Below are 12,907 nucleotides of genomic sequence, written 5' to 3'. Positions count from 1 at the left end.
GATTATGTTGAACAAGCAAGGAATTACAATTAGTTTATGTATGATTGTTCGAGATGAGGAGGAGACAATAGCCCGTTGTTTAGAAACAGTTGAAAAAATTGTGGATGAAATTATAGTAGTTGATACAGGTTCCGTCGATCGAACGAAAGAAATCGTAGAGAAATACACTTCTAACATATATGATTTCCAGTGGATTGATGATTTTGCAGCAGCAAGAAATTTTTCTTTTTCAAAAGCGACGCAAGAGTATATATTGTGGCTAGATGCAGATGATGTCTTATTAGAAGATGCTCAAGAAGCATTGAAACTTTTAAAAAGAGAATTAGATCCTAAAATTGATGCTGTTTCGATGCCTTATCATCTTGCAATGGATTCTAACGGGAAACCTTTATATTGTACAAAAAGAAATCGACTTGTAAAGCGTGAAAAACAATTTCAATGGTTTGGAAAGGTTCATGAGTATTTAGCTATTTCTGGTGAGGTTTTTAGTAGTAATGTTGCTATTACACATAAAAAAGAAAAAAAAGTAACAAATCGTAATTTGAAAATTTTTCAAAATACTGTAGCGGCAGGTGAAGAATTAAGTCCGAGAGATTTATTTTATTACGCAAATGAATCTACGGATAACCAAAAATATGATGATGCAGTTCTTCTATATGAAACATTTCTTAATCAAGACGAAGGATGGTATGAAGAGAAAATTTATGCATGTGGTAAGTTAGGAGATTGCTATGCAAAGCTAGGAATGTGGGAGAAGGCAATCGAATCTTGTGTGAAGTCGTTTCGGTATGACGTCCCTAGAGGAGAGAATTGTACAAGAATAGGATATATATATATGGAACAAGAAAAATATAATGAAGCGATATTTTGGTTTAAACTTGCCACGGAAGTACCAATGGCAACGGAAAGTCCTTTCCATAGTCCAGCTAGCTACACATGGCTACCCTATTTACAAATGTGTATTTGTTATAGCAGGTTAGGGGAGCAGGATAAAGCGTATTATTACAATGAATTAGCAGCTTCTTATGTTCCGAATAATGCTGCAATTGAATATAACCGTAAATATTTTCGGGGAGTTTTTGATAAACCATATAAAGTGTAATAGGTTTCGTTTTTTAGAAATGATTTATCGCTATTCTAACTCTAATAGATTGGTTATATATTAGAGTATCAGTAACGTAACCAATATAAATAAAAGATTTTATACTGCTATTTGCGGGCTAATAATCATTGGGGGATGAACAAAATCTGCACTTTATAGAATTCATATGAGATTTATATTTCTAATTCAATTTGCATAAGGAGTGTGTGAAATGAATCGCGAAAAAAGTTCTTTATATGAAGAAAAATCCGAGCATTATTATAATGCAGCGAATCCGAATTTATTAAAGCATATAAAAAAGGAATGGAAAGAAGTTCTTGATATTGGTTGCTCGAGCGGTGCATTGGGAGCAGCTATTAAAGAAAACGGTACACGTGTATCAGGAATAGAGGCATTTCCAGAGGCGGCAGAAAAAGCGAAGGAAAGACTAGATCATGTTATTTTAGGGGATATAGAAAAAATAGATCTTCCTTATGAGGAGGGGCAATTTGATTGCGTCCTATTTGGGGATGTATTAGAGCATTTATTTGATCCGTGGGCTGTGATTGAAAAGGTTAAGCCATATATAAAGCAAAATGGTGTGATTTTAGCAAGTATACCAAACGTTGCTCATATTTCAGTATTAGCTCCCTTACTTGCTGGAAATTGGACGTATACAGAATATGGTTTATTAGATAAAACACATATTCGTTTCTTTACATTCAATGAAATGCTAAGAATGTTTTTAAAAGCAGGATATTCAATTAGTAAAGTAGATCGTGTATATGTTGATCATAAAATGTATGAGCCGCTTATTGAGGAGTTATATGGAATTTGTAAAAAATATCGTCTTGGAAGTGGCTTCATGGCTGAGACAGTTGTATTTCAGTATATTATTGAAGCTGAAAAATCACAATTATGAGTGCTGCAGACAAAACAATATTATTTGTTACATGCATAAATGATCGGAAATTGTATGCAAACTGCGTGCGACATATATTGCAATTGTTAGTACCGCCAGGGTATATTGTCCAATTTATGCCGATTCGAAATGCGAAAAGTATGACGAGTGGATACAATCAAGCCATTTCGCATCCAGCGAAGTATAAAGTGTATTTACATCAAGATGTTTTTATTATAAATAGGGCTTTTTTATACGGATTACTTCAATTATTTGAGGAACATGAAAACCTTGGGATGATTGGGATGGTTGGAGCGCAATATGTTCCTCCGACTGGCGTATGGAACGAAGGGCGTGGAATTGTAGGAAAAGTCATTGGTTATATGAATGATTTGTTTTATATGGCAAGTTTAGAACAACCGTATCATGAATCAAAAACATTTATTCCTGTAGAATGTATTGATGGTTTATTAATGGCGACACAATATGATGTTCCGTGGCGAGAAGACTTATTTGACGGATTTGATTTTTATGATGTATCTCAATCATTTGAATTTAAAAAAGCAGGATATACAGTCGGTGTACCTGTACAGCGCGATGCTTGGTGTATCCATTATCATTTTGATGTGAATATGACGAACTATGAAAAGTATCGGAAAATATTTGTGGAACACTATATGTCAGATGTAAATAAGGAAGAATAAAAGGGGGGACAAAAATGAAAGATCATACAATATTAGTCGTTGTTTGTGTAAATAATGAGGAGCTTTTCAAACAATGTGAGAGCCAAATAAGAAACATTTTTGTTCCCTCTGGTTATGTCGTGCAAATTTTTCCGATACGAGATGCGCAAAGTATGGCAAGTGCATACAACCGAGCCCTTTCATATCCAGCGAAATACAAAGTGTATATACATCAAGATACATATCTTATTAATCGAGACGTGTTTTCTACACTTATATCTCTTTTTAAAGAAAATGAAAAGCTTGGTTTAATAGGAGTCGCTGGGGCTCAGTTTTTACCGAATAACGGGATATGGTGGGAAGGAAAAAATTTAGTAGGGAAAGTGATTGAGTATAGAAGACGGAATTATCAATTATTAAATTTAGATCAGGTTTTTTATGGTAATCAACCATTTTTGTCAGTTCAGGCAATTGATGGTTTATTCATGGCAACGCAGTATGATATTCCGTGGCGAGAAGATTTGTTTCAAGGGTTTCACTTTTATGATGTGTCACAGTCTTTAGAGTTTCAAAGGGCTGGTTATTTAATTGGTATCCCAAATCAAGCAAATTTATGGTGTATTCATTACAACGGGGATGAGTTTGATGCGGATACATATGAGAAGTACCGGAAAGTGTTTGTAGAACATTACAAAGATATATTATCTCCATCATAAAGGAGAGATGAAAAGTGAAAGGAATTATTTTAGCAGGTGGTACTGGATCGAGATTATATCCAATAACGAAAGTAACGAATAAACATTTACTTCCTGTTGGTCGGTATCCGATGATTTATCATGCGGTATATAAGCTAAAACAATGCGATATTACAGATATTATGATTATTACGGGTAAAGAGCATATGGGGGATGTTGTTAGCTTTTTAGGGAGTGGTCATGAATTTGGAGTGTCCTTTACGTATCGTGTGCAAGATAAAGCGGGCGGGATCGCACAGGCGTTAGGGCTTTGTGAAGATTTCGTCGGGAATGATCGTATGGTAGTTATATTAGGGGATAATATTTTTTCAGATGATATTCTTCCGTATGTTGAAGAGTTTGCAAATCAAAAAGAAGGTGCGAAAGTGCTATTGCAATCTGTAGAAGATCCCGAAAGATTTGGCGTAGCACATATTCAAAACCGAAAAATAGTTGAAATTGAAGAAAAGCCGAAAGAGCCGAAAAGTTCTTATGCGGTTACGGGAATTTATTTGTATGATTCGAAAGTCTTTTCTTATATTAAAGAATTAAAACCTTCTGCACGGGGAGAACTTGAAATTACAGATATAAATAATTGGTATTTAAAACGAGGGGTACTTACTTATAATGAAATGAGCGGCTGGTGGACTGATGCGGGAACTCATGCTTCGCTTCAAAAGGCGAATACGTTAGCGCGTGATATTAATTTTGGGAAACAGTTTAACGGAGAATAGGTGAGAATATGAAAGTTGTAGAAACAAATTTTACCGATGCAAAATTGTTAGAACCGAGGTTGTTTGGAGACGAGCGTGGCTTTTTTTCAGAGAGTTATAATAAGCAGGTGCTAGAAACATTAGGGATAACGTATTCATTTGTACAGGATAACGTATCTTATTCGGCTAAGGCAGGAACGATTCGGGGACTACACTTTCAAAAAAAACCGAAAGCACAAACGAAACTCATTCAAGTTATGCAAGGGGCAATTTATGATGTTATCGTTGATTTACGAAAAAAATCACCAACATTTAAACAATGGAAAGGATATATTTTAAGTGCAGATAACCATCGGCAATTACTAGTGCCAAAAGGGTTTGCGCATGGATTTTGCACGCTTGTTCCGCATACTATCGTTATGTATAAAGTAGATGAATATTATAGCGCAGAGCATGACTCAGGATTACTTTGGGAAGATAAAGATTTAGCAATTCCTTGGCCAGTAACCGATCCTATATTGTCCGATAAGGATCAGATATTACCATTATTAGAGGAATATGAAGATAGTTTTTAAGTAGGAGCGTTGTTTATGAATATATTAGTAACAGGTGGGGCTGGATTTATTGGAAGTAATTTCGTTCATTACATGCTACAAAGTTATGAAACATATAAAATTATTAATTACGATGCCTTAACATATAGCGGGAATTTAAATAACGTAAAATCTCTTCTGGATCACCCGAATTACTCTTTTGTAAAGGGAGAAATTCAAAATGGAGAGCTATTAGAACACGTTATAAAAGAGCGGGATGTACAAGTGATTGTAAATTTTGCAGCTGAATCACATGTGGACCGTAGTATTGAAAATCCGATTCCTTTTTATGATACAAATGTAATTGGAACGGTCACTTTATTAGAACTAGTTAAAAAATATTCGCATATAAAACTTGTGCAAGTGTCAACGGATGAAGTGTATGGCTCTTTAGGAAAAACAGGGAAGTTTACAGAGAAAACACCGTTAGCTCCAAATAGTCCATATTCTTCAAGTAAGGCGAGTGCGGACATGATAGCTCTATCTTACTATAAAACATATCAATTACCAGTTATAGTAACGCGTTGTTCCAATAACTACGGGCCGTATCAATATCCTGAAAAATTAATTCCGTTAATGGTTACGAATGCACTGGAAGGAAAAAAATTACCGTTATATGGCGATGGATTAAATGTAAGAGATTGGTTACATGTAACGGATCATTGCAGTGCGATTGACGTTGTTCTGCATAAGGGGCGTGTAGGAGAAGTATATAATATAGGTGGAAATAATGAAAAAACAAATGTAGAAGTTGTGGAACAAATTATTAATCTTTTAGGAAAAACAAAAAAAGACATTGAATATGTTACAGATCGTTTAGGGCACGATCGTCGTTATGCGATTGATGCAGAGAAAATGAAGAATGAATTTGATTGGGAACCGAAATATACGTTTGAACAAGGATTACAAGAGACGGTGAAATGGTATGAAAAGAATAAGGAATGGTGGAAACCACTAAAAGACCAGTAAGGGGCATGTTAAATGAAAGAGAGGGTTATCATAACAGGAGCAAACGGTCAATTAGGAAAGCAACTATTTGAAGAGTTAGACTCTGAAGAATATGATATATATCCATTTGATAAAAAGTTATTAGATGTGACAAATATATCCCGAATACAACAAGTGGTACAAGAAATAAAACCACATATAATTATTCATTGTGCAGCTTATACGAAAGTAGATCATGCGGAGAAAGAACAGGACCTTGCATATAGAATAAATGCAATCGGAGCTCGAAATGTAGCGGTTGCTTCACAATTAGTAGGAGCGAAGCTAGTTTATATTAGTACTGATTATGTATTTCAAGGCGCCAGACCAGATGGATACGACGAATTTCATAGTCCAGCGCCGATAAATATATATGGGGCCTCTAAGTATGCGGGGGAGCAGTTTGTCAAAGAGTTACATAATAAATATTTTATCGTTCGCACATCGTGGCTATATGGTAAATATGGAAATAATTTTGTCAAAACGATGATGCGATTAGGAAAAGAAAGAAATGAAATATCTGTTGTAGCGGATCAAGTTGGCTCTCCTACGTATGTGGCGGATTTAAATATGGTTATTAATAAGCTCATTCATACTTCTTTATACGGTACATACCACGTATCAAACAGAGGCTCATGCTCTTGGTTTGAATTTGCACAAAAGATATTTTCGTACGCCAATATGAAAGTGAATGTATTACCTGTTTCAACGGAAGAATTCGGGGCTGCGGCTGCGAGGCCCAAATATTCTATTTTTCAACATAACATGCTACGATTAAATGGTTTTTCACAAATGCCGTCTTGGGAAGAAGGATTAGAGCGGTTTTTTATAGAAACCAAAAGTCATTAACAAATTTCTGTTAATGACTTTTTTGTTTGCCTTTAAGCGGTTTTATGGTACTATAATTATAGTATCAGGTACTAATAACAAGTATAAGTATTTCTGGGAGGATATATCATGGAACTATTACAAGGGAAAACATTTGTTGTTATGGGCGTTGCGAACCAAAGAAGTATTGCATGGGGAATAGCTCGCTCTTTGCATAATGCAGGTGCAAAATTAATATTCACATATGCAGGAGAACGTTTAGAAAGAAACGTTCGTGAATTAGCGGACACATTAGAAGGACAAGAATCACTTGTATTACCTTGTGATGTAACGAATGATGAGGAACTTACAGCTTGCTTTGAAACAATTAAACAAGAAGTAGGTACTATTCACGGTGTAGCACATTGTATTGCTTTTGCAAATCGCGATGACTTAAAAGGTGAATTTGTAGATACTTCTCGCGATGGATTTTTACTTGCACAAAATATTAGCGCATTCTCTTTAACAGCTGTAGCAAGAGAAGCGAAGAAAGTAATGACAGAAGGCGGAAATATTTTAACATTAACATACCTTGGCGGCGAGCGCGTTGTGAAAAATTATAACGTTATGGGTGTTGCGAAAGCTTCATTAGAAGCGAGCGTGAAATATTTAGCGAACGATTTAGGTCAACACGGTATTCGTGTTAACGCTATTTCTGCAGGACCAATTCGTACGTTATCTGCAAAAGGTGTAGGCGATTTCAACTCAATCTTAAGAGAAATTGAGGAGCGCGCACCACTTCGTCGTACAACAACGCAAGAAGAAGTTGGCGATACAGCAGTATTCCTATTCAGTGATTTAGCACGCGGTGTAACAGGAGAAAACATTCATGTTGATTCAGGGTATCATATCCTAGGATAAATATAATATTAATTTTTAAAGGACAATCTCTAAATGCTGAGATTGTCCTTTTTATTTGTTCTTAGAAAGAACGATTTTTAACGAAAGTTCTTACCACGTGATGAATATAACTATAATAGTACACGATTTATTTAGCTACGTATGGAAGTGGGAGGGACGAGTGTGAAGAATAAAAATAAAAGTTCAACAGTTGGAAAACCGTTGTTATATATCACGCAAGTAAGTTTAGAACTTGCTGCACCGAAAATAAAAAGGATTATCCTGACAAACTTTGAAAATGAAGATCAAAAAGAGAAAAGTAATAGACAAGAAAATATTGTAAGAAGTGCTGTGGAAGAGGTAATAGAACAAGAACAACAAGAAGAGCAGCAAGTGGAAGAAAAAATAGAAGAAGAAAAAGAAGAACACATAGAACAAGAAGAGCAAGAACCAGAACCAGTAAGAACTGTCCCGTATAATAAATCATTTAAGGATATGAATAATGATGAAAAAATTCATTTTTTACTAAACCGCCCTCATTACATTCCGAAAGTAAGATGCAGAATAAAAACAGCTACAGTCTCATATGTTGGATCGATCATATCGTATCGTCATGGCATTGTATCTATTATGCCGCAAAATAGTATGAGAGATATTAGGTTGTCTATAGATGATATCCAATCGATTAGTATGGCCGGTTTTTAAATATGTAAAGGTGGTAGAAAGCTTCTACCACCCCAATAGTTTTTTAGTTTACTTTACGATAGAAACGTCGCGTAAGCATTGAATCGCACAGAAACAGCTTAAATCAACAGTAATGCAAGTAGTTGTAGATATTAATCTTGCATTTGGTACAGCTAAAAACGTACAAATTGGATCGTCACCAGGTGGTACCGGAGTACCGTCACCTAATACTACAGTTAATACACGTAGCACAGCACAGCTATCATCATCTACACTTTCCACACGGAAAATTGGAGATCGGCAGCTAGTAAGGCTTGAAGATGGTGCAAATGCTTCAAAAGGTTCTCCAGTTTTTGTGTATAAAATAAAAGGGCGTGTATTTGCTACTGATGCAGTATTGTGTGCACCTAAAAATGGGATTTCACAACCAGATCCACATGTTGTTGTAGAACAATCTTGTAATTCATTGATGAATTTTACAACGTCAACTACACAATGAGAAGAGCCATGGTGTTTATTTTCGTTACAACTCATTAATGTCACTCCTTATCTTCTTGTTTGTATTTACATTAATAAGATATTGGAGTCGAGGAGATTTGGTCACAATCTCAAGACCTTTTTTTTAAAATAGGCGAAAGAGGATAAGGGTAGGTGGAATTATGCTGTTTACAAGCTGGCTTTTATTTTTTATTTTTGCGTTAGCTGCTTTTAGGCTCACTCGTTTAATTGTTTATGATAAAATTACAGCCTTTTTGCGAAGACCATTTATTGATGAATTAGAGATTACGGAGCCGGATGGAAGTGTATCAACGTTTACAAAAGTGAAAGGTAATGGATTAAGAAAGTGGATTGGCGAATTATTAAGCTGTTATTGGTGTACAGGTGTATGGGTTAGTGCTTTTTTATTAGTCTTATATAATTGGATCCCTATCGTTGCGGAACCGTTACTTGCATTATTAGCTATTGCAGGAGCGGCAGCAATCATTGAAACAATTACAGGATATTTTATGGGAGAATAATATATTTTCATAATACGAGAAAAAGCGGAGTTTAAAAGAATGAGGGAACGGAAATAAAGAGTTGTTCATATAGTAAATAGACAGAATTGACAGTAGAGGAGATGTTTGCTGTGAGCAATAATCTAAGGCAGAATTCATATGACCTGCAGCAGTGGTATCATATACAGCAACAACACCAAGCACAACAACAGGCATATCAAGAACAATTACAACAACAAGGATTTGTGAAGAAAAAGGGATGCAATTGTGGGAAAAAGAAGAACACAATAAAACAATATGAAGAATGAAACACTCATGCTACTGTGAGTGTTTTTTATTATATATAAAAAGCGGTATTTCTGTATAAGAAATACCGCTTTTTACTAGCTAATTTGTGCAACTGTTAATGCTGCAGCACGAATGTCTACAGTTCCAATTAACTGAACTGGCACAATTTGAATTAAGTCACCAGGATTTAAGTTAATAAGAATAACACCGCTGGATACGTCTACTTCACCAGTACCAATAACGTTAGAACGAACTGCTGTACCTGATCCAGGAATAATGTTAGCTGGTGTATTTAATGATAAGAAGAAACGACCAGCTTCTGGTGCAGTAGGTACGTTATCAAGACTAATTGTTAATGTATAACTAATTTGATAAATACCAGCTCGTAGAATTCGAATGCCATCTCCGACACTTACTGTATCATTTATTACAGGAACAGTAATATTTGGGTTTGGACTTACGCTAGGTAATAATAGTGGTGTAAATAGTGAAGCAAACTGAGGTGCAGACGCGTTGAAAGCAAAACCAAAGGCAGGTAGTGTACTAGCTGGCTTCGCCTCACAATCGATTTTAGTAAATTCGCAATCAGAAGAGAACATGTTTTTCACTCCTTTATCTGTTTCTACTTTCAGTTAATGAAAAGGACAGGTTCTATGTTCTAGACAAGTTCCCAATTTTAAGAAATTTACATAAGAATACTCTTTAAGCATGGATTGGGTGGCAGAATACTCTGCCACCCAATCCATGCTTAACTCATTATTTAGTTTTAAATAGAAACATCACGTAAGCATTGAATAGCGCAGAAGCAACTTAAATCAACAGTAATGCAAGTGGAGGTTGATATTAGTCTTGCATTTGGTACAGCTAAAAACGTACAGATTGGGTCGTCACCAGGTGGTACAGCGGTACCATCACCTAAAACTACAGTTAATACACGCAATACAGCACAGTCATCATCATCTATACTTTCTACGCGGAAAATAGGAGATCGGCAGCTAGTAAGGCTTGAAGATGGTGCAAATGCTTCAAAAGGTTCTCCAGTTTTTGTGTATAAAATAAAAGGACGTGTATTCGCTACTGATGCATTGTTATGTGCACCTAAAAATGGAACTTCGCAACCAGATCCACATGTTGTCGTTGCACATTCTTGTAGTTCATGTATAAAACGAACAACATTCGATACACAGTTGAAATCACACTCATGTTGATGATCTTCATTACAATTGCAGCTCATTATGTTCACTCCTTCTCGTGAGTTCTGACATACACTATTACAATATGAGTGGGATATGGCTGATATTACGTTAATTCTCACGATAAAAACAAGGAATTTATATAGGAGGGATGTACATAACGTGATATAAAAAAAGACATCCTTATTTAGTGGATGTCTTTTCAGGTAAATCTTTTCGCACAGTATATAAAAAACGAGATATATCTAATTTCTTTCCTCTGAAAAATTGCGGAGAAGAAATGTAAAGTTCTTCTTTCGCACGTGTAATGGCAACATAAAGTAATCGGCGTTCTTCTTCTAACGCTTCAGAAGTTTCCGTAACACGATCATTTGCATCTTTTAAAGAAGAAGTATGAGGCAGGATTCCATCACTCGCTCCAAGTAAAAAGACACATGGAAATTCAAGGCCTTTTGCGTTATGAATTGACATAAGTGAAACGGCATCTTTTTGCGGCATTGTTTTTAATGCTTCCATTTCTTTTTGACCTTGAATCGCCTCGTCGATAAATTGTAAATAAGCTGGAATATCGGTGAAACGAGTTGCAGACTCCATTAATTCTTCCAACATTTCTTCTTGTATGTCTTTATGCATTGTAAAGGAAGAACGATCGTTATTTTGTAAGTACTCTAAATATTTTCCTTTACCATGAATGATTTCTTTTAATGCTTTTTTCGGTTCTAATTCTTTAATAAACTTAATAAAATCGATGCGCTCATTTACCTTTTTCACTTGAAAAGGTTTTAAGCTTGGATTTAATAGTAAGAAATGAAGAAGAGAAGGGAAGCGCCCCTCACCATATTTCCATTGTTCACGTTCAATAAATGAAATACAATCATCACGTCCGATATACATCGTCGGCAATATGTTTGAAAGTGATTCTAGTCGAAACGGCTCAATCACGAGTCTTAAATGATCTAATACAGGCTTAATTAAAGAATGTTCATAAAATGATTGGCTCGCTCCGTGTTTAATAAACGGGATTTTATGAATGGTAAGCTGATCAAGTAACGAACGACTTACAGAATGTGTGCGATACAGTAAACAAAAATCTTTAAAGTTACGTTCACCACTCTCTACTTTTTCTTGAATAAGCTGCAAAATTTGATTTGCTTCATCAAGAGTCGTAGCAGGTCTTGCATAAAAAGGTTGTACACCTTCCTCACGAACAGAGTATAGCTCTTTATCAAAACGTTCTTGATTTAATTTTATAACTTCATTTCCAAGCCCGACGATAAAGGGATTGGATCGATAATTCGTATTTAGTGCAATGATTGTTGTGTTATCAAATTCTTTTGGAAAAGATAAAATAATTTGGTGACTTGCTCCTCGCCAGCCGTATATCGCCTGGTCGTCATCACCTGCGATAAATAAATTATTTCTTGGCGTGGCTAACAATTTTACGATTTCATATTGTGCATACGATGTATCTTGAAACTCATCTACTTCAATATAGTGAAAACGTTGTTGTAATTGAGTTAGTAAAGGAGCATTATTTTCTAACATATAATATGTTTCCAATAAGATGTCATCGAAATCAATATAATTGTATCTTTGTTTTACCTCTTCAAAACGTTCGTATACTTCTTTAAATTCTTGTTCGACTGGTGTTTTCGCTTTTACATCTTTCGGACGATTTAATTTGTTTTTCTCAAGTGAAATCATCGCGAGCATCGTTTCAGCATCATAATCGTCTTTTAAACGCAATTCTTTTAAGATTTTCTTTATCATAATTTGTTTATGTTTTTCATTTGCTAAAATTTGCTGATTATAACCTTGACTACGAAGTAATTTTAAGAAAACAGAGTGGAATGTACCAGCAACTACGTAGCTACTTGCTGCATGATTCATACCTGGTAACTTCGCAACACGACTTCGTATTTCTTCAGCTGCTTTTTGTGTAAATGTAAGTAATAAAATATTTCGTGGATGAACTTGTTTTACATTTACTAAATAACCAACGCGAGTTGTTAAAACAGATGTTTTCCCGCTTCCGGCACCAGCTAGTGTAAGAACAGGACCTTCTGTTGTGCGCACGGCTTCTAATTGTTTTTCGTTTAAAAAAACATTTTGTTGTTCAAGAGCGCGGAAATAAGCCGCATCTACATCTTCTTCCATAATTAAATGGGTAGATGTTTTCGGAATATGATATGTCGCACGCGGAATATCAGCGTGTGTTAACGATTTTTGTGAAAATTTTTCTTGTGTCATATGTTCACCTTCAAAACTATAGCATCAACATTTAACTTTAGCGGAAGAAAAAGAAAATAGCAATGTAAAAAAACAGGAGGGATCACCTCCTGCTT

At 35.4% G+C, this 12,907-nt stretch carries 16 protein-coding genes; 12 read left to right on the top strand and 4 right to left on the bottom strand.

All coding sequences use genetic code 11. From position 1 onward, the window contains the following. Positions 1-4 precede the first annotated feature (4 nt). From QCI79_RS06395 to QCI79_RS06350, 10 genes are all read left to right on the top strand, one after another. On the top strand, positions 5-1,102 hold the full coding sequence (locus QCI79_RS06395) for a glycosyltransferase (RefSeq protein WP_000932913.1): 1,098 nt from the start codon (positions 5-7) through the stop codon (positions 1,100-1,102). A gap of 211 nt (positions 1,103-1,313) precedes the next feature. After that, complete coding sequence (locus tag QCI79_RS06390) at positions 1,314-2,003, top strand: class I SAM-dependent methyltransferase (RefSeq protein WP_001078432.1); 690 nt, start codon at positions 1,314-1,316, stop codon at positions 2,001-2,003. After that, on the top strand, positions 2,000-2,686 hold the full coding sequence (locus QCI79_RS06385; RefSeq protein ID WP_001271187.1) for a glycosyltransferase family protein: 687 nt from the start codon (positions 2,000-2,002) through the stop codon (positions 2,684-2,686). Before QCI79_RS06390 ends, QCI79_RS06385 begins: the two co-directional genes overlap by 4 nt. Positions 2,687-2,700: 14 nt before the next feature. Next, the gene (locus tag QCI79_RS06380; RefSeq protein ID WP_000651531.1) at positions 2,701-3,381 is read left to right on the top strand and encodes a glycosyltransferase family protein; all 681 of its coding nucleotides are present in this window, start codon (positions 2,701-2,703) and stop codon (positions 3,379-3,381) included. Between the two features lie 14 nt (positions 3,382-3,395). Beyond that, positions 3,396-4,133 (top strand): sugar phosphate nucleotidyltransferase, encoded by a 738-nt coding sequence (locus tag QCI79_RS06375; protein ID WP_000676160.1) that lies wholly within the window; start codon positions 3,396-3,398, stop codon positions 4,131-4,133. 8 nt (positions 4,134-4,141) lie between these two features. Next, positions 4,142-4,687 (top strand): dTDP-4-dehydrorhamnose 3,5-epimerase, encoded by a 546-nt coding sequence (gene rfbC / locus QCI79_RS06370; RefSeq protein WP_000869415.1) that lies wholly within the window; start codon positions 4,142-4,144, stop codon positions 4,685-4,687. 15 nt (positions 4,688-4,702) lie between these two features. Continuing rightward, positions 4,703-5,674 carry a dTDP-glucose 4,6-dehydratase gene (gene rfbB, locus QCI79_RS06365; RefSeq protein WP_001024159.1) on the top strand — a complete coding sequence of 324 codons (972 nt, stop codon included), beginning with the start codon at positions 4,703-4,705 and terminating at the stop codon, positions 5,672-5,674. Between the two features lie 12 nt (positions 5,675-5,686). Beyond that, positions 5,687-6,541 (top strand): dTDP-4-dehydrorhamnose reductase, encoded by an 855-nt coding sequence (rfbD, locus tag QCI79_RS06360; RefSeq protein WP_000664656.1) that lies wholly within the window; start codon positions 5,687-5,689, stop codon positions 6,539-6,541. A 108-nt stretch (positions 6,542-6,649) separates the two neighbouring features. Next, a complete protein-coding gene (gene fabI, locus QCI79_RS06355; RefSeq protein ID WP_000421886.1) occupies positions 6,650-7,420 on the top strand; it encodes an enoyl-ACP reductase FabI in 771 nt (256 codons plus the stop codon). Positions 7,421-7,561: 141 nt separating this feature from the next. Then, positions 7,562-8,104 (top strand): spore coat CotO family protein, encoded by a 543-nt coding sequence (locus QCI79_RS06350; protein WP_002196304.1) that lies wholly within the window; start codon positions 7,562-7,564, stop codon positions 8,102-8,104. Between the two features lie 48 nt (positions 8,105-8,152). On the opposite strand, the gene exsY is transcribed toward QCI79_RS06350, so the two are convergent. Further along, complete coding sequence (gene exsY, locus QCI79_RS06345) at positions 8,153-8,617, bottom strand: exosporium assembly protein ExsY (protein ID WP_001277743.1); 465 nt, start codon at positions 8,615-8,617, stop codon at positions 8,153-8,155. Positions 8,618-8,742: 125 nt separating this feature from the next. Here exsY and QCI79_RS06340 point away from each other — a divergent pair, with 125 nt between their 5' ends. Both QCI79_RS06340 and QCI79_RS06335 read left to right on the top strand, forming a co-directional pair. Beyond that, positions 8,743-9,102, top strand: a complete 360-nt coding sequence (locus tag QCI79_RS06340; RefSeq protein WP_000899664.1) for a DUF1360 domain-containing protein — start codon at positions 8,743-8,745, stop codon at positions 9,100-9,102. Positions 9,103-9,203: 101 nt separating this feature from the next. Further along, positions 9,204-9,389: a hypothetical protein gene (locus QCI79_RS06335; RefSeq protein WP_021727509.1), complete on the top strand. Its 186-nt coding sequence runs from the start codon at positions 9,204-9,206 to the stop codon at positions 9,387-9,389. A gap of 75 nt (positions 9,390-9,464) precedes the next feature. Here QCI79_RS06335 and exsF read toward each other — a convergent pair whose 3' ends face one another. The 3 genes from exsF to QCI79_RS06320 form a co-directional block, all read right to left on the bottom strand. Then, positions 9,465-9,968, bottom strand: coding sequence for an exosporium protein ExsF (exsF, locus tag QCI79_RS06330; RefSeq protein WP_000492943.1), 504 nt, complete (start codon positions 9,966-9,968; stop codon positions 9,465-9,467). Between the two features lie 167 nt (positions 9,969-10,135). Continuing rightward, positions 10,136-10,603, bottom strand: coding sequence for a spore coat protein CotY (cotY, locus tag QCI79_RS06325; RefSeq protein WP_001277719.1), 468 nt, complete (start codon positions 10,601-10,603; stop codon positions 10,136-10,138). A gap of 142 nt (positions 10,604-10,745) precedes the next feature. Next, a complete protein-coding gene (locus tag QCI79_RS06320) occupies positions 10,746-12,812 on the bottom strand; it encodes an ATP-dependent helicase (protein ID WP_000191202.1) in 2,067 nt (688 codons plus the stop codon). Positions 12,813-12,907 lie beyond the last annotated feature (95 nt).

It is taken from the genome of Bacillus cereus group sp. MG1, from assembly GCF_040460035.1.
Taxonomy (GTDB): domain Bacteria; phylum Bacillota; class Bacilli; order Bacillales; family Bacillaceae_G; genus Bacillus_A; species Bacillus_A cereus.
The sequence above is the reverse complement of the archived record's forward strand: the minus strand, read 5'-3'. Positions and strand labels throughout refer to the sequence as shown.